19 protein-coding genes and 1 pseudogene are annotated in these 16,426 nt (G+C 42.0%); 19 read left to right on the top strand and 1 reads right to left on the bottom strand.

The features are described 5' to 3' along the window. Both tuf and T432_RS09090 read left to right on the top strand, forming a co-directional pair. Positions 1-1,191: an elongation factor Tu gene (gene tuf / locus T432_RS0107165; RefSeq protein ID WP_013521790.1), complete on the top strand. Its 1,191-nt coding sequence runs from the start codon at positions 1-3 to the stop codon at positions 1,189-1,191. Positions 1,192-1,237: 46 nt separating this feature from the next. Next, positions 1,238-1,387 (top strand): annotated as a pseudogene (locus T432_RS09090) (type II toxin-antitoxin system RelB/DinJ family antitoxin); the annotation flags it as partial. A gap of 63 nt (positions 1,388-1,450) precedes the next feature. Here the strand turns inward: T432_RS09090 and T432_RS0107160 are convergent. After that, the gene (locus T432_RS0107160) at positions 1,451-3,286 is read right to left on the bottom strand and encodes an ABC transporter ATP-binding protein (protein ID WP_028884725.1); all 1,836 of its coding nucleotides are present in this window, start codon (positions 3,284-3,286) and stop codon (positions 1,451-1,453) included. A 218-nt stretch (positions 3,287-3,504) separates the two neighbouring features. On the opposite strand from T432_RS0107160, the gene rpsJ reads away from it, so the two are divergent. From rpsJ to T432_RS08020, 17 genes are all read left to right on the top strand, one after another. Then, positions 3,505-3,816 (top strand): 30S ribosomal protein S10, encoded by a 312-nt coding sequence (rpsJ, locus tag T432_RS0107155; protein WP_013521757.1) that lies wholly within the window; start codon positions 3,505-3,507, stop codon positions 3,814-3,816. Positions 3,817-4,008: 192 nt separating this feature from the next. Next, the gene (locus T432_RS0107150) at positions 4,009-5,106 is read left to right on the top strand and encodes a methionine ABC transporter ATP-binding protein (protein WP_028884724.1); all 1,098 of its coding nucleotides are present in this window, start codon (positions 4,009-4,011) and stop codon (positions 5,104-5,106) included. Further along, positions 5,103-5,762, top strand: coding sequence for a methionine ABC transporter permease (locus T432_RS0107145; RefSeq protein ID WP_014112163.1), 660 nt, complete (start codon positions 5,103-5,105; stop codon positions 5,760-5,762). Before T432_RS0107150 ends, T432_RS0107145 begins: the two co-directional genes overlap by 4 nt. Positions 5,763-5,767: 5 nt before the next feature. Then, positions 5,768-6,559, top strand: coding sequence for a MetQ/NlpA family ABC transporter substrate-binding protein (locus T432_RS0107140; RefSeq protein ID WP_028884723.1), 792 nt, complete (start codon positions 5,768-5,770; stop codon positions 6,557-6,559). Between the two features lie 6 nt (positions 6,560-6,565). After that, the gene (locus tag T432_RS0107135; RefSeq protein WP_028884722.1) at positions 6,566-8,119 is read left to right on the top strand and encodes a DNA recombination protein RmuC; all 1,554 of its coding nucleotides are present in this window, start codon (positions 6,566-6,568) and stop codon (positions 8,117-8,119) included. Between the two features lie 110 nt (positions 8,120-8,229). Next, positions 8,230-8,931: a 50S ribosomal protein L3 gene (gene rplC, locus T432_RS0107130; protein WP_014112160.1), complete on the top strand. Its 702-nt coding sequence runs from the start codon at positions 8,230-8,232 to the stop codon at positions 8,929-8,931. Then, positions 8,931-9,551 carry a 50S ribosomal protein L4 gene (rplD, locus tag T432_RS0107125; RefSeq protein WP_014112159.1) on the top strand — a complete coding sequence of 207 codons (621 nt, stop codon included), beginning with the start codon at positions 8,931-8,933 and terminating at the stop codon, positions 9,549-9,551. The genes rplC and rplD overlap by 1 nt, the downstream gene beginning before the upstream one ends. Next, positions 9,548-9,877 carry a 50S ribosomal protein L23 gene (gene rplW, locus T432_RS0107120; RefSeq protein ID WP_014112158.1) on the top strand — a complete coding sequence of 110 codons (330 nt, stop codon included), beginning with the start codon at positions 9,548-9,550 and terminating at the stop codon, positions 9,875-9,877. Before rplD ends, rplW begins: the two co-directional genes overlap by 4 nt. 1 nt (position 9,878) lies before the next feature. Then, positions 9,879-10,706 carry a 50S ribosomal protein L2 gene (rplB, locus tag T432_RS0107115; protein ID WP_014112157.1) on the top strand — a complete coding sequence of 276 codons (828 nt, stop codon included), beginning with the start codon at positions 9,879-9,881 and terminating at the stop codon, positions 10,704-10,706. A gap of 14 nt (positions 10,707-10,720) precedes the next feature. Beyond that, on the top strand, positions 10,721-10,996 hold the full coding sequence (rpsS, locus tag T432_RS0107110) for a 30S ribosomal protein S19 (protein WP_014112156.1): 276 nt from the start codon (positions 10,721-10,723) through the stop codon (positions 10,994-10,996). Positions 10,997-10,999: 3 nt separating this feature from the next. After that, complete coding sequence (rplV, locus tag T432_RS0107105; RefSeq protein WP_014112155.1) at positions 11,000-11,338, top strand: 50S ribosomal protein L22; 339 nt, start codon at positions 11,000-11,002, stop codon at positions 11,336-11,338. Next, a complete protein-coding gene (gene rpsC, locus T432_RS0107100; protein WP_015551944.1) occupies positions 11,338-12,183 on the top strand; it encodes a 30S ribosomal protein S3 in 846 nt (281 codons plus the stop codon). The genes rplV and rpsC overlap by 1 nt, the downstream gene beginning before the upstream one ends. 3 nt (positions 12,184-12,186) lie before the next feature. Further along, positions 12,187-12,600 carry a 50S ribosomal protein L16 gene (gene rplP / locus T432_RS0107095; protein WP_013521741.1) on the top strand — a complete coding sequence of 138 codons (414 nt, stop codon included), beginning with the start codon at positions 12,187-12,189 and terminating at the stop codon, positions 12,598-12,600. 9 nt (positions 12,601-12,609) lie between these two features. Continuing rightward, the gene (rpmC, locus tag T432_RS0107090; RefSeq protein WP_014112153.1) at positions 12,610-12,801 is read left to right on the top strand and encodes a 50S ribosomal protein L29; all 192 of its coding nucleotides are present in this window, start codon (positions 12,610-12,612) and stop codon (positions 12,799-12,801) included. 2 nt (positions 12,802-12,803) lie between these two features. Then, complete coding sequence (gene rpsQ / locus T432_RS0107085; RefSeq protein WP_015551945.1) at positions 12,804-13,118, top strand: 30S ribosomal protein S17; 315 nt, start codon at positions 12,804-12,806, stop codon at positions 13,116-13,118. Between the two features lie 299 nt (positions 13,119-13,417). After that, positions 13,418-15,823: a YadA-like family protein gene (locus T432_RS0107080; protein WP_028884721.1), complete on the top strand. Its 2,406-nt coding sequence runs from the start codon at positions 13,418-13,420 to the stop codon at positions 15,821-15,823. Positions 15,824-16,042: 219 nt separating this feature from the next. Beyond that, positions 16,043-16,426: ESPR domain-containing protein (locus tag T432_RS08020; protein WP_044971227.1), on the top strand; the 384-nt coding region annotated here is incomplete at its 3' end.

Here is a 16,426-nt window from a genome sequence, read left to right as displayed (position 1 = left end):
ATGGCTAAAGAGAAGTTTGAACGTACCAAACCACACGTTAACGTAGGTACAATCGGTCACGTAGACCACGGAAAAACAACATTGACAGCAGCGATTACGACTGTATTGTCTAAGATGTACGGTGGTGAAGCGAAAGACTATTCAGCGATTGATGCTGCTCCAGAGGAGAGAGCACGTGGTATTACTATTAATACAGCACACGTAGAGTATGAGACAGCAACACGTCACTATGCACACGTAGACTGCCCAGGGCACGCTGACTATGTAAAAAATATGATTACAGGTGCTGCACAGATGGACGGAGCGATATTGGTATGCTCAGCAGCAGACGGTCCTATGCCACAAACACGTGAGCACATTCTTTTATCACGTCAGGTAGGCGTACCTTATATTATCGTGTTCTTAAATAAAGCGGACATGGTAGATGATGAGGAGCTATTAGAGTTAGTAGAGATGGAAGTTCGTGAGCTTTTATCTAAATATGATTTCCCAGGTGATGACACACCGATTATTAAAGGATCAGCTAAGTTAGCTCTAGAGGGAGACGAAGGTCCACTAGGAAAAGAAGCGATTCTAAAATTAGCAGAAGCTTTGGATACATATATTCCAACACCAGAGCGTGCGGTAGATGGAACATTCTTGATGCCAGTAGAGGACGTGTTCTCAATTTCAGGTCGTGGTACAGTGGTTACAGGCCGTATTGAGCGTGGTGTGATTAAAGTAGGCGAAGAGATTGAGATTGTAGGTATTCGTGAGACAGCTAAGACTACATGTACAGGTGTAGAGATGTTCCGCAAGCTACTTGATGAAGGTCAAGCAGGGGATAACGTGGGCTTACTACTTCGTGGTACAAAACGTGAAGACGTAGAGCGTGGTCAAGTGTTAGCAAAACCAGGCACAATCAAGCCACACACTAACTTCTCAGCAGAGGTGTATATTCTATCTAAAGAAGAGGGTGGCCGTCATACACCATTCTTCCAAGGATATCGTCCGCAGTTTTACTTCCGTACAACGGATGTGACAGGGGCGATTACATTGCCAGCGGATAAAGAGATGGTGCTACCAGGCGATAACGTATCGATGGACGTTGAGCTAATCAGCCCGATTGCGATGGAAGAAGGTCTTCGCTTCGCTATCCGTGAAGGTGGTCGTACTGTTGGTGCTGGCGTTGTAGCTAAAATCACTAAGTAATTTCTGATTCGGGTGCCGAGAGGTACTCGCATCTGCTCATTACTAAATTAGGGTCTCGTTTGAGGCCCTTTTTTATTTTGTTATTTATGGATTAACTGTACCGCAGGCTTTTAAATTATTTGCAAATCAAGTTGTGAGGACTAGAGTTGTGCCATTAGAATTTAATTGCTTGCCCACCCGAGCCACAACCCTCATAATTCAGAACAATAATTATTTAGAAATTCTTGACCCTGAAACACCCGAGCCACAAACCCCAACGCTAATCCAAATCCAAAAATCCGCCCCTCTGGCGATTCCACAAATTCGCGTAAATTCCGCCTCGCTCCAGCAGCTCCTGATGCGTCCCTTCCTCCACAATCCGACCAGCATCCATCACAATCAGCCGATCCATCGCCGCAATCGTCGATAGCCTGTGTGCAATTGCAATCACAGTTTTGCCCTCCATCAGGCGTGTCAGATTTTCCTGAATCGCCGCCTCCACCTCAGAGTCAAGAGCGCTAGTCGCCTCATCTAGAATCAGAATCGGTGCGTCCTTCAACAGCACCCGCGCGATGGCAATGCGCTGCCTCTGCCCGCCCGACAGCTTGACGCCTCGCTCTCCGACGAATGCCTCCAGCCCCTCGCGCCCCTTCATATCACGCAAGTTGGCAATGAACTCGCTCGCCGACGCTTTTTCGATTGCCGCCAAAACCTCTTCCTCACCAGCCGTATCGCGTCCATACATAACATTTTCGCGAACAGAGCGATGCAACAGCGATGTGTCTTGCGTAACCAATCCGATTTGCGACCTAAGACTATGTTGCGTAACATCGCGGATATCTTGCCCGTCAATCAAAATCGATCCATCTTGAATATCGAAAAATCGCAATAGCAAATTCGTCAAAGTTGATTTTCCAGCACCGCTTCGCCCCACGAGCCCTACCTTTTCGCCCGACCGAATATGAAGATTAAAATCTTCAAACAATGGCTTATCTTGATCAAACGAGAAATCCACATTTACAAACTCAATCTCTCCTCGATTCGCCACTAAATCACCAGCCCCCGCACGATCTTGCACAGTTACAGGTGTGCTTAATGTTCTCATTCCATCATGTGCAGTGCCCACATTTTCCAAGAATCGTGCAAATGAAAACATAATCCAGTGAGACAAACCGTATAATCGAAAAACAAAAGCTGAAGCCGCTGCCAGCCCACCTATTGTTAATGCCGCCTCAGACCATAACCAAAAACATAAGCTGAAAGTAGAAATCAGAAGTGCAATAAACAGCCAGTTAATGCACATGCGCATTAAAGTAATAACCCGCATCTGTTTATGCACAGTCACTAAAAATTCATCCATTGCTTCCTGGGCATACCCCGCTTCATGAGATGTATAAGAAAATAATTTCACCGTCTGTATATTTGCGTATGCATCTGTGATACGTCCAGTCATCATGCTTCGAGCATCAGCTTGCAGCCGAGAGTATTTCGCTAGCTTCGGAATAAAGTAATAGCCTGCCAAAAAATATAGTGCAAACCACACAATAAATGGCAATATAAGTAGTGCATTAAATTGTGATAACAGTACTATCGCGGAAACACCTAAAACCAAAGCATAGACAATAATGTTTATCGATTCGAGCACAGTTTCTCGCACTGCTAGGGCAGTTTGTAAAACCTTTGCTGATATGCGACCCGCAAATTCATTTTGATAAAAAGAGTAGCTTTTACCTAGCATGATTCTATGAAAATTCCAACGCAGCCTCATTGGAAATGCTCCCGCAAATGTCTGATCCTCGAGCAATTCAGCACTTACAGTGACCACTCCAAAAATAAGCATAGCAACTAGCATCCATATAATTTCAGTTGATTTTTGCTCCCACAATTGACCAACTGGAATATGGCTCATCCAATCGACAATCAGACCCGTAAACTGAAACATCATAGCCTCGAGCACACTTATAATCACAGAAAAAATCAAAAGAATGAGTAGAGCCCATCGCATGCCTCTAGTATTTGACCAGATAAAGGCTAATAAGCCGTTCTTAGGAAGAATAGGCTCCTCGGGAGGATATGGATTTATGAGGCTCTCGAACCATTGGAAAATTTTTTTCATGCACACTCCTACAATTTCCATAATTGTATTTCTAATAAAAATTTTTGTGTACATATTGATACATAATGTTATGGTGGCAATGCCCCCCGCTCCCTATAAATCTTTAAAAATAAAACATATTTTTCTTTACATATATAAGAAATTGAAATAAAATAGTTGGCTTTATGCTCTTTTTTAATTTTGTTCTTTTTTAACGTTCTTTAAAGGTAAAACAATAAATGAAAAATCAAAAAATACGCATTCGCTTAAAAGCTTTTGACTATAAACTTATCGACCAATCTGCAGCTGAAATTGTTGATACAGCGAAACGCACAGGTGCAGTAGTTCACGGTCCTGTACCACTTCCAACTCGCATCAAACGTTATGACGTGCTTCGTTCACCTCACGTAAACAAAACTTCGCGTGACCAGTTCGAAATCCGCACACACCAAAGACTTATGGATATTGTTGATCCGACAGATAAAACAGTTGATGCATTGATGCGTCTAGATCTTCCTGCAGGCGTTAATGTGGAGATTGCACTTCAATAAGAAGCTGTATTAATTGGCGGTATGTGAGCTAAATGATAGTCACGATAATATTGCCACCCTCAAATTAAAAATAAACGAGTGCCCACAAAGCACTCGTTTTGTTTTTATAACAAATAGTTATAATCATAAGGTTTTTTATTAAGAACAATCCATTAATATAAGCACATACATAAAAATAAAGGTCATCGAAAAGTGATTGAACTAAAAGGAATAAAAAAATCATTTCACACGAAAGAGAAAGTGCTCCATGCTTTGCAGGGGATTGATCTTACTATCAATCGTGGACAGGTTTTCGGTATTATTGGGCGCTCGGGTGCGGGAAAAAGTACTCTTATCCGCATGATTAATCTGCTCGAGAAGCCGACCGAGGGTCGTGTATTGATCCAAGGTAAGGACTACACAGAAGCTTCAGATAGCGAACTCAGAAAACTTCGTCAAAACATTGGTATGGTGTTTCAGCACTTTAATCTGCTGTCATCGCAGACCGTACTAAATAATGTGTTATATCCGCTCAAAATCGCAGGCACTCCGAAATCACAGGCTATAGAAAGGGCGAACCACTTGCTTAAGCTAGTAGGGCTTGAAGAGCATGTGCACAAGTATCCATCACAGTTGTCGGGCGGGCAGAAGCAGCGCGTAGGGATTGCGAGAGCATTGGCTACGCAACCAGAAATTTTGCTCTGCGATGAGGCGACAAGTGCACTAGATCCTGAAACAACGAAATCGATTCTTGCTTTGCTTAACAAAATTAATAAAGAGCTTGACATTACGATTGTTCTTATTACGCATAGCATGGATGTGGTGCGAAATTTGTGCGATGAAGTCGCAGTTATCGATAAGGGCTTGATTGTGGAGCAGGGTGATGTAGTAAATGTATTTTTGCACCCGCAACATGAGACTACAAAGGCGTTGCTTTCTGAGAGTGGTGTGGATAATGAAAGCTGGCAGCAGTTTGATTCTGATATACATGATACAGTTATTCGCTTAACATATCATGGAAAGACTGCGGTAGAGCCATTGTTGAGCCATTTAGTGTCGCAACTAAATCTAGAGTTCAGTATCTTACAAGGGTCTGTAGGTTTTATTAAAGATACACCGTTCGGTCAGATGGTGATTACGGTGTCTGAAGGGCAGGCTAGGCCCCAAACACCACTAAACCCGCAAAATAATGAAGGTGAGCCGCAAGCTGAGTTAAATAATGTCTCTCATGTCCTATCGCAAAACTCAATTACACAACTAAAACAATTTTTCGAACAACGCAATGTTGATGTGGAGGTATTAAAACCATGAATTGGTCAGAAATAGATTGGGACATGATTCTTGAAGCAACCATCGACACATTGCTTATGACGGGCTGGTCGCTTTTATTTACAATAATCTTCGGATTGCCACTAGGGGTGTATTTGTTCCTAAGCTCTGAAAAACAGCTTCTTGAAAATAAACCTGTATATCAAGTGCTTTCCTTGATTGTAAATATCTTTAGGTCTGTGCCGTTTATTATTTTGCTTGTCGTGCTTATTCCGTTTACGCGTCTAATTGTAGGCAGTGCTTTGGGAGTAGCGGGGGCAGTAGTTCCGCTTGTAGTGTGTGCGGTGCCGTTTTTTGCGAGACTAGTGGAGAATGCACTTCGTGAGCTTGACCCTGGCATTAGTGAAGCTGCGAAATCGATGGGTGCAACCACAATGCAGACCGTACGAATGTCGCTCTTACCCGAGTCATGGACAGGGATTCTTGCGGCGATTACAGTAACCGCAATTTCCTTGATTGGATATTCTGCCATGTCTGGAGTGATTGGTGGGGGCGGACTCGGGGACATTGCCATACGCTTTGGGTATCAGCGATATCAAATGGATGTGATGATAGTAACTGTAGTGATTTTAGTGTTATTAGTTCAAGGTGTTCAAATGTTGGGCGATCACTTTGTACAAAAATTAAGTAGAAAATAATGGAGATTTATATGAAATCAATCAAGAAAATTTTAACTGCTAGTGTATTCGCGATCGCCTCTATTGGTGCGGCTAATGCGGAGAAACTTTCTGTAGCTGCGACTGCTGTTCCTCATGCAGAGTTGCTTGAATTTGTTAAACCTGCCTTAGCTAAGGAAGGCGTGGATTTAGAGATTAAAGTGTTCACGGACTATGTGCAACCAAATCAGCAAGTAATCGATAAGGCAATTGATGTGAACTTTTTCCAGCACAAGCCATATCTAGATTCCTTTAATAAAGAGCATAAATCTGACCTTGTCCCAGTTGGCAATGTTCACGTAGAACCTCTCGGTGCTTTCTCTAAGAAAATTAAAAAAGGAGAATCACTTAAGAAAGGTGCTGTAGTTGCAATTCCAAACGACCCGACTAACGGTGCACGTGCATTACTTCTTCTTCAAGCAAATGGCTTGATTGAACTGAAGGATCCGAAAAACATTCTTTCAACAACACGTGATATTGTTAAGAATGATGGTGGACTTAAGTTTAAGGAGATAGAAGCGGCAACATTGCCACGTGTGCTAGCGGATGTTGATTTAGCTGTAATCAATGCAAATTATGCTTTGGAAGCTGGTCTTAATCCAGTAGAAGATGCGGTATACTTGGAAGGTTCTGAATCGCCATATGCAAATTTAGTTGCTGCGCGTCCAGATAATAAAGATAAACCTGAAGTTACGGCTCTAGTTAAGGCTCTTCAAACAGAAGACGTGAAGAAGTTCATTAACGACAAATATAAAGGAGCTGTTGTCCCTGCGTTCTAAGGTGCAATGGATTCATTTACACTACAAAATCTATCATCAAATCTTGCTCCATTCGCTTTATACCTAGCGATTGGGGCAGTTTTGTTTTTTATTCTTTTTGTGTTCTTTATGGTGCGTAATGCATCGAAAGCCACACGGATGGCTGTTCTTGAGCATAAGGCTGAAGAGAGTGCACAAGATTTGCAGAATTTTAAAACCCAGGTCGATGATCTGAATATTCAACGAGATGAGTTGGCAGAAGCTCTGGCTGGGGTGAAATCTAAATACGAGATGCTTGAGGCTCAAGCTACTGATTTCAAAGCTCAGAGAGATCACATTCAACAAGCTCACGAAGAGCAACTCACACGTGCAAATGATCTAGAGAAGCAAGTTCTAGCATCGAAACTTGAGTCTCAAAATTTAAAAGAGAATCTAGCTAAAGAGAAGGCACAGGCGAATGAGCATTTGCAGTCCTTAAAGGAGCAGTTTACGGAGTCGCGTAAACAGCTTGCAACAGAATTTGAAAATTTATCAAATCGCTATCTAGATGAAAAATCGAAAAGTTTTTCTGAGAAAAGCGAGAAATCAATAGGGTCGTTATTGACACCTTTTAGAGAGCAGATTGAAGCGTTTCAAAAGCGCGTAAACGATGTGCAAACTCAAAATACGGCTGAATTTGCTAGCCTAAAAACACAAATTGAGACAGTCAAAAGTCTTGGTATTCAGATGAGTACGGAAGCGAGCAATTTAGCGGCGGCTTTAAAAGGGAATAAAAAACTATTAGGCAACTGGGGTGAAATTCAGCTTGAGACACTTTTGCAAAATGCAGGTCTTGAGCGTGGCTTGCAGTATGAGACGCAGCAGAGAGCGACTAACGATGAGGGTTCTAAAGCTATACCTGATTTTCTAGTGCATCTTCCTGATGAGCGTTACATTGTTATTGATAGCAAGGTGTCGCTTAACTCATATCAGGAGGCAGTTACAAGCGAAGATCCGCAGCAGACGCAATCGCATATCGATGCACATGTGCGGGCCGTCTCTGAGCATATAAAATCTCTTTCGCAAAAGGATTACGCAAATCTGAATATTAAGGGCAATTCTATCGGATTTGTGTTTATGTTTATGCCTATAGAAGCTGCATACACACTTGTTCTGCAACAAAATCCTAAGTTATTTGTAGATGCTTATAACAAGGGTGTTGTACTGGTGTCGCAGTCGACTTTATTGCCAACTTTGAAGACGGTTGCAAATATATGGAAGCTTGTTCAAAGCGATGAGCAGGCTCAGGAAATTGTTAAAAAAGCTTTTGATATATACAATCAGCTTGCGGTGTTTTGTGAACATTTCCATAAAGTTGGCAATGCCCTCTCGTCCGCCATCACAGGCTATAACAACGGTGTTACGAGTCTTATCGGCCAACAGGGTCTCTACAATAAGGTTGAGAAATTTAAAAACCTATCAACGAGGAATGCGAAGGCATTGCCACAATTAAAGACTATTGAAACGGGTCCGGAAATTCGCAGACTAGAAATTTCTCTCGGATCTGACCACGAAAATTCAAAATTAACAACAAAATCATAACTTTAGGATTGAAAAATCTTTAAAAGTGTGTAAAATAATGAATTACCCAAAAAATTGGGTACTTATATATATCCCTTAACCAATCGTAGTTAGGGGCTTTGGAGAAAAAAATGACTAACAATGTGTCGAAAGATGTAGCGACTAAGGCTGCTCATCGTCTTGGCTTATTGGGTCGTAAGGTTGGCATGATGCGTATATTCACAGATGAGGGTGAATCTATCCCTGTAACTGTGCTTGATGTATCGAACAACCGCGTGACTCAAGTTAAAAATGTTGAGACTGATGGATATGCCGCAGTTCAAGTAGCATATGGGACTCGTCGTGCTTCACGCGTAAATAAAGCACAGACTGGCCACTATGCAAAAGCTGGCGTTGAGGCTGGCTCAATCCTAAAAGAATTCCGTCTTGATCCCGCAAAAGCTGCAGAATTTACTGCTGGCTCTGTTGTGGCCGTCGATAGCGTTTTTGCTGTTGGACAAAAGGTGGATGTTCAAGGTACCACAATCGGTAAAGGTTTTGCTGGTACTATCAAGCGCCATAATTTTGGTGCTCAGCGCGCATCACACGGTAACTCTCGTTCTCACAGAGTGCCTGGTTCTATTGGCCAAGCTCAAGACCCTGGTCGTATCTTCCCAGGTAAACGCATGTCAGGCCATATGGGTGATGTGACTCGCACTGTTCAGAATTTAGATATCGTTCGCGTGGATGCGGAGCGTGGCCTTTTACTAGTTAAAGGCGCTGTTCCTGGCCATAAAAATTCCGATATTGTAGTTATGCCTGCAATCAAAATGGTAGCAAAAGGAGCTAAATAATGGATCTTAAGCTAATCAATGATCAAGGCCAGTCAAGCGAAACTATTTCCGCTTCTGATGCTATTTTCGGTCGCGAATTTAATGAAGCACTAATCCACCAAATCGTCGTTGCATATCAAGCTAATGCACGCGGCGGAAATCGTGCACAAAAGGATCGTTCAGAAGTTAAGCACACTACTAAAAAGCCATGGCGCCAAAAAGGTACTGGCCGAGCTCGTGCTGGTATGACTTCTTCTCCTTTGTGGCGTGGAGGTGGTCGCACATTCCCAAATTCTCCTGAAGAGAATTTTTCTCAAAAAATTAACAAGAAAATGTACCGTGTAGGTATTCGTTCTATATTCTCTCAATTAGCTCGCGAAGATCGCATTGCTGTAGTAGATTCATTTACATTTGATTCTCCTAAAACTAAGCAAGCTGCTACTAGATTGAAAGATATGGGACTTGATTCAGTACTAGTTATTACAGATTCCCTAGACGAGAATACATATCTTGCTACTCGTAACCTTCCGCATGTTGCTGTTGTAGAGCCTCGTTATGCAGATCCTCTATCTTTAGTTCACTACAAAAAAGTATTGATTACTAAAGCTGCAATTGCTCAGTTAGAGGAGATGTTTGCATGAGTACTACAAATACAAAACCACAAGCTTATCAGCAACGTCTAATGCAAGTAATTCTTGCTCCTGTAATTACAGAGAAGGCAACTTTTATCGCTGAATCTGGAGCTAAACCTCAAATCGCTCTTCGCGTAGCTTCTGATGCTACTAAATCTGAGATTAAAGATGCGGTTGAGTTATTGTTTAAAGTTGAAGTTGATTCAGTATCTGTACTAAATCGCAAAGGTAAACTTAAACGCACTGGTCGTTTTATGGGTCGTCGTCGCGATAACCGCATTGCCTATGTATCACTCAAAAAAGGTCAAGAATTTGACTTCGCGGAGGTAAACTAAGATGGCACTAGTTAAGATTAAACCTACATCGGCTGGTCGCCGTGGCATGATTAAAGTTGTGTCTCCTGACTTACATAAAGGTGCTCCTTATGCTCCTCTTCTTGAGCCTAAAAAACGCAGCTCAGGTCGTAATAATAACGGGCATATCACTGTACGTCATAGAGGTGGTGGTCATAAAGCTCACTATCGTGTAATCGACTTCCGTAGAAATAAAGATGGCATTCCAGCTAAAGTTGAACGCATCGAATACGATCCAAATCGTACGGCTCATATCGCTTTAGTTTGTTATGCAGACGGTGAACGTCGCTATATCTTAGCTCCTAATGGCCTTAAAGTGGGCGATAAAATCGAGTCAGGTAAAGAGACTCCAATCCGTGTCGGAAACACTATGTTGATTCGCAATATACCTGTTGGTACAACTGTTCATGCTATTGAACTTCAACCAGGTAAAGGTGCACAGATTGCTCGCTCAGCAGGTGCACAAGCGGTTCTTATGGCACGTGAAGGTGTTTATGCTCAATTACGTCTTCGCTCTGGTGAAGTTCGTTTGATTCATATCGATTGTCGTGCAACTATCGGCGAAATAGGTAATGGTGAGCATAGCCTTCGTCAAATCGGTAAAGCGGGTGCTATGCGTTGGCGCGGTATACGCCCTACAGTTCGCGGTGTTGCGATGAACCCTGTTGATCACCCACATGGTGGTGGTGAAGGTCGTACAGGTGAAGCTCGTGAACCAGTGAGTCCATGGGGTACACCAGCTAAAGGCTACAAAACTCGTAGTAATAAGCGTACCGATAACATGATTGTTTCGCGTCGTAAGCGTAAGTAATAAGGGAGTATTAAATGTCACGTTCAACTAAAAAAGGACCTTTCGTAGATGCTCACCTTATTAAGAAGGTTGAAGTAGCTATCGAAACTAAAGATAAAAAGCCAATTAAAACTTGGTCTCGTCGTTCAACTATATTGCCAGACTTTATCGGTCTAACGATTGCAGTTCACAATGGTCGTCAACATGTTCCTGTTTATATTAACGAGAACATGGTTGGTCATAAACTTGGTGAATTCTCGCACACTCGTACCTTTAAAGGTCACGCAGCAGATAAAAAAGCTAAGAGGTAAGCCATGGAAGTTACAGCAATAGTACGTGGAGTACACATATCAGCTCAAAAAACTAGACTTGTTGCAGATTTAATCCGCGGCAAAAAAGTTGATCAAGCTTTGCATATCTTAAACTTCACTCAGAAAAAAGCAGCTGGCATCGTTAAGAAAGCACTTGAATCTGCTATCGCAAATGCCGAGCACAATAATGGTGCAGATATTGACGAACTTCGTGTTACTACGATTTACGTCGATAAAGCACAATCGATGAAGCGTTTCTCCGCACGCGCTAAAGGTCGCGGCAACCGCATTGAAAAGCAAACTTGCCATATCGTGGTTAAAGTTGGCAGTAAGGAGCAATAATGGGTCAAAAAGTACACCCAACCGGTTTCCGCCTTGCGGTTACTCGCAATTGGAACTCTCGTTGGTATGCAGAAGATAAAGACTTCGGCACTATGCTTGCACAAGATCTTCGTGTTCGCGAATATCTTAAACGTAAACTTAAGCAAGCTTCAGTAGGTCGTGTTCTTATTGAGCGTCCAGAGAAAAACGCACGCATCACTGTATTTACAGCACGTCCTGGTGTAATTATCGGAAAAGGCGGAGATGATATCGATGCACTTAAATCTGATTTACAAAGAATTATGGGCGTTCCTGTTCATATCAATATTGAAGAGATTCGTAAACCTGAGGTTGATGCTCAATTAATCGCTGACTCAATCGCTCAGCAACTTGAAAAACGTATCATGTTCCGTAGAGCTATGAAACGTGCTATTCAAAATGCTATGCGTGCGGGTGCACAAGGTATCAAAGTTGCAGCTTCTGGCCGTTTAAATGGTATTGAAATTGCACGTACTGAATGGTATCGTGAAGGTCGTGTGCCTCTACATACTCTACGTGCGATGGTAGATTATGCTACTTCTGAAGCATTAACTACTTATGGTTTACTTGGTATTAAAGTTTGGGTCTACAAAGGTGATCTTCTACCTAACGGTGAAGCTCCTGTAGAGACAGTTTCTCGCGATGAAGAAAGACGTACACGTCGTCCTCGCGGTGAGCGTCAAGATCAACGTCGCCCTAGCGGTCGTGGTCGAGCTCGTAAAGCGGCTGGTGCCCAAGCAGAAAACTCACAAGCACAAGCTCAAGGTGAAGGCTCTCAAGCTGCAGCTAAAAAAGCTGAACCTCAAGCAGAAGCTAAAGGAGAATAATAGATGTTATCACCTGCTCGTAGAAAATATCGTAAAGAGCAAAAAGGCCGTAACACTGGCCTTGCTACACGCGGCACAAACGTAAACTTCGGTGATTTTGGTCTTAAAGCAACTGGTCGTGGTCGCCTTACTGCTCGTCAAATCGAGGCGGCTCGTCGTGCTATGACTCGTCACATTAAACGTGGTGGACGTATTTGGATTCGTATTTTCCCAGATAAACCAATCTCACAAAAACCAGCAGAGGTTCGTATGGGTAACGGTAAAGGTAACCCAGAGTATTGGGTGGCTGAAATCCAACCAGGTAAAGTTCTGTATGAAATGGATGGCGTAAGCGAAGAGCTAGCTAGAGAGGCATTCCGTTTAGCTGCGGCTAAATTGCCAATCTCGACTACATTCGTTACTCGTCATTTATCTTAAGGAGTACTCATGAAAGCAAGTGAACTACGTTCGAAAGATGTAGCTGAATTACAAAAAGAGCTTGATGAGCTTCTTAAGGCACAATTCAGCCTACGTATGCAACGTGCGACTCAGCAATTAACAAACACAAGCCAAATCGGTAAAGTGCGTCGTGATATTGCACGTGTTCGTACATTATTAACTGAAAAGGCAGGTAAATAGACATGACAGAACAAAACCAAACTCAAGGTCAGTCTACTGATGCTTCTTCAGTAGATACACCTAAAAAACTTCAACGTACTCTTGTAGGTAAAGTTGTTAGTAATAAAATGGATAAAACTGTGGTTGTTCAAGTTGAACGCCGCGTTAAACATCCACTTTACGGTAAGATCATTATCCGTACTAATAAATATAAAGCCCACGACGAAAATAATGAGTATAACGAGGGAGATACAGTAGAGATTGCTGAAGGTCGCCCTATCTCTAAACATAAATCGTGGAGAGTGGTGAAATTAGTTGAAGCAGCTCGCGTAATTTAATTTCTACCCTTTCGCTTTAAGAAACGCCCCAAATTCGTAAGAGTTTGGGGTTTTTTATGTCTATACAAGGCGCAAATTTAGCAACAATTTTCGTTTACTCTCTAGGAAAGCTCGTAACAATTAGATACTCATAAGCCATCTTTAATTAAAATGATAAATATGTTTAATTAAAGGTGGTTTTGATGAATAAAGTATTTAAAATTATTTATAGTGAAGTTCTTGGTGCTTGAGTTGCTGTTTCTGAGTGTACTAAAGCTCATGGTAAAAAATCCAAATCTCTATTAGCTTGTGCTGTGGCAATGTCCCCTCTGTTCTCGTGGGGGGGGGTAGCACTAGCCTCAGATAATTTACCTAATGCAGAACGCATTCATAAAGCAAGTTCTGTACTAACAGGCGAGGATAGTACTTCCAAATCAGAAGATGAAAACTTAGAGCTAATCAATCCAGATTTCTTAAATTCATTTAATAATCCCTCTAACAAATCAATAAATCTCTCTTCAATACTAAAACCCAAAAATACTACTCCATATGCTTTGGTTCCTGTGGCTTCTACAAGACAAACTAATGATCTACCTCAAGGTTATGTCGATGGAATTGGTAGCTTCGCTCTTAATTACCAGTCAAATGTAAAGGGCGACGATAGTGGTGCAATAGGTAGATCTACAGAAGTTATTAAAGGCTATGGAACATTTGCTATAGGTCATGAGTCCAAAGCTATAGGATGGTTGGCTATAGCTATAGGTCATAGATCTATTGTTGAGGCCCCTGAAAAGATGATTAATCAAGGGGCTGGTTATGGTGGAATGGCACTAGGTCATTTTACTGAAGTTTATGGTTGGAGAGCTACAGCTCTAGGTTATGCAAGCAAGGCATTTGATATTTATGGCTTGTCTCTTGGGCACTGGTCACAATCAACAGGCTATGGGTCAACTGTTGTGGGACTTGAATCATACGTGAACAATGAATATGGCCTAGCTCTAGGTAATATGAATATCTCTGGACTTTTTTTAGATAATAGAACTATTCAAAATGCTATAAACGATGATTTACCTAATCATAGAATTTTCAGCACTGATGAAGATCCAGAGGGTAAAGTAGGATTCAATAAGCTTAAAGAGGAATTACTTGCTGTAGCAGCAGATAAAAACGTTGGCTCTAATATCACTGTGGGTATTCAAAACGTAGCACTATATTCAGGAGATGTAGCAGTTGGATATAACAATTACGCAGTAGGGCAAACCTCAGTCGCCCTAGGTTTAGCAAATATAAATCAGGGTGCACAATCTACAGCTGTAGGTTTATTTAATGAAGTTAAGGCAGGTAATTCGCAAGTTTTGGGTAATAGAGTAAAAGCAACTCAAACCAACAGTGTTTACCTTGGAGATTTATCCGCATCAGATGGTTGGCAAACTCCTGTAGCCCCTGCACCATTAACAATAAATGGAAAAACTTATTCCTGGGCCGCCGCTTCAAGAGAACCTACTGCAACGACTGTCACTACAGGCTCAAACCGCCAAGCTCCTAATCCGTATGGTATCGTAACAGTAGGCTCAGTTGGCAATGAGCGTCAAATCCAACACGTAGCAGCTGGCCGTGTTTCAAATGATAGTACAGATGCGATAAACGGCTCACAACTTAACTACTATGTTAAGAAACTAGAGGAGGACATTAAAAAAGGAGGGACTGGAGGTTCAGGTACAGTTCCAGAATATGACTTCATAGGTAAAAATGGAATCACAACTAAAGTAGAAAAAGACGCTGGCTCTGGAAAAACCACAATTACCATCTCATACACTGGAACAGGCTCCACACCTGGCGAAACTACAGAAATTAAAGTAGGTGCAAACAACCCTGCTGAGGAAGGCGGTGCTAACCCTGTTGTAGGCGTGAAAGATCTCGATATAGTGGGTGCTTTGACTAATAGCAATGAAGACCCTTCTAAATTTGATGGTGGCCGCAATATCCAAACCACAGTCAAAAAGGACGCAGATACAGGCAAAACAACCGTCACAGTGGCACTTAAAAACGACTTAGAGTCTAATACTCTTACAGTGGGCGGAGACGGCCAAAACAAAAAACCTAAGGCTGACGGAAAAATTAACGTAGTCGATAAAAAAGGAAATACAACAGTAAAAATCACAAGTGGCTCCGAAGCAGAAGGAACCAACCCTGCAGTAGCCCCTTCAGTAGAAGTAAGCTCAGTCGATGGCCAAAACCTAACATCGCTCGAAGCTACAGGATTAACAATCTCAGCTCCAGCAACGCCTAGCACAACATCCCCTGCCGTCTCACTTAACGCAACAGGCCTTCACATCAAAGACGGCCCAAGCGTAACTAAAGACGGAATCGATGCAGGTGGCCGTGTCATCTCAAATGTCGCTGCAGGCGTAAAACCTACGGATGCCGTAAACGTAAGTCAGCTTACAAAAGCTAGCAATCAATTAAGAGGAGAGATTGAAAAACGATATCAAGATGCGAATGCTGGCACAGCCTCAGCCATGGCTGTAGGCACTCTTCCTCAAGCATATAAGCCTGGCCAAAGCGTAATGGGCGTCTCAGGCAGTACCTATGAGGGACACACCGCATTTGCTATTGGTTTATCTACGGTGACTAAGAGTGGCAAATGGATCTTAAAAGGCAATGTGTCAGGAAATGGTCGAGGTAACCTAGGAGCTTCCATCGGAGCAGGATATGCTTGGGAGTAACATGTAGTTACAAACAATCCGTCCCCACTCAAAATACCCCCGAAATATTGGGGGTATTTGTATATATAGATTACTAAATTAGTCAATTATTTGTAGGGTTATAGATACAAATAATTACATTTATTTAATAGATTTAGATTGTTTAGTGCAAAAATTGCAAATTTCTTACGTTTTGTTTCATATAATTATGCTTTATTTTGTAATTAAGTGGGGTTGTATATGAATAAAGTGTTCAAATCTATCTACAGTGAGGTCCTTGGTGCATGGGTTGCTGTATCAGAATGTGCTAAATCAAATGGAAAAAAATCTAAATCTCTCTTGGCTTGTGCTTTGGCAATATCTCCGCTTTTCATGTGGGGGGGGGTAGCCAACTCACAAAACTTAGATGCTAACGGCAATTATATAACCCAAGCAAGTAACACAATCACTGATCCTACTGAGTCAATTATTATTGGCGATGAAAACACTGTAACTGAACCTGTGGATTCAGTAGTATTAGGAAATAAAAATAAAGTTCTAAACTCGAACTCAGGTAGTGCAATAGAAAAAGTTTATGTTCAAGGTTTAGACAACAAAGTTTTTAATAATAATTCAATTCTCACG

It is taken from the genome of Taylorella asinigenitalis ATCC 700933, assembly GCF_000687755.1.
Classification (GTDB): domain Bacteria; phylum Pseudomonadota; class Gammaproteobacteria; order Burkholderiales; family Burkholderiaceae_B; genus Taylorella; species Taylorella asinigenitalis.
The sequence above is the reverse complement of the archived record's forward strand: the minus strand, read 5'-3'. Positions and strand labels throughout refer to the sequence as shown.

Coding starts and splice junctions, on each gene's coding strand:
- tuf (WP_013521790.1), top strand. CDS start 1: ATGGCTAAAGAGAAGTTTGAACGTACCAAACCACACGTTAACGTAGGT.
- T432_RS0107160 (WP_028884725.1), bottom strand. CDS start 3,286: ATGAAAAAAATTTTCCAATGGTTCGAGAGCCTCATAAATCCATATCCT.
- rpsJ (WP_013521757.1), top strand. CDS start 3,505: ATGAAAAATCAAAAAATACGCATTCGCTTAAAAGCTTTTGACTATAAA.
- T432_RS0107145 (WP_014112163.1), top strand. CDS start 5,103: ATGAATTGGTCAGAAATAGATTGGGACATGATTCTTGAAGCAACCATC.
- T432_RS0107135 (WP_028884722.1), top strand. CDS start 6,566: ATGGATTCATTTACACTACAAAATCTATCATCAAATCTTGCTCCATTC.
- rplC (WP_014112160.1), top strand. CDS start 8,230: ATGACTAACAATGTGTCGAAAGATGTAGCGACTAAGGCTGCTCATCGT.
- rplD (WP_014112159.1), top strand. CDS start 8,931: ATGGATCTTAAGCTAATCAATGATCAAGGCCAGTCAAGCGAAACTATT.
- rplW (WP_014112158.1), top strand. CDS start 9,548: ATGAGTACTACAAATACAAAACCACAAGCTTATCAGCAACGTCTAATG.
- rplB (WP_014112157.1), top strand. CDS start 9,879: ATGGCACTAGTTAAGATTAAACCTACATCGGCTGGTCGCCGTGGCATG.
- rpsS (WP_014112156.1), top strand. CDS start 10,721: ATGTCACGTTCAACTAAAAAAGGACCTTTCGTAGATGCTCACCTTATT.
- rplV (WP_014112155.1), top strand. CDS start 11,000: ATGGAAGTTACAGCAATAGTACGTGGAGTACACATATCAGCTCAAAAA.
- rpsC (WP_015551944.1), top strand. CDS start 11,338: ATGGGTCAAAAAGTACACCCAACCGGTTTCCGCCTTGCGGTTACTCGC.
- rplP (WP_013521741.1), top strand. CDS start 12,187: ATGTTATCACCTGCTCGTAGAAAATATCGTAAAGAGCAAAAAGGCCGT.
- rpmC (WP_014112153.1), top strand. CDS start 12,610: ATGAAAGCAAGTGAACTACGTTCGAAAGATGTAGCTGAATTACAAAAA.
- rpsQ (WP_015551945.1), top strand. CDS start 12,804: ATGACAGAACAAAACCAAACTCAAGGTCAGTCTACTGATGCTTCTTCA.
- T432_RS0107080 (WP_028884721.1), top strand. CDS start 13,418: ATGTCCCCTCTGTTCTCGTGGGGGGGGGTAGCACTAGCCTCAGATAAT.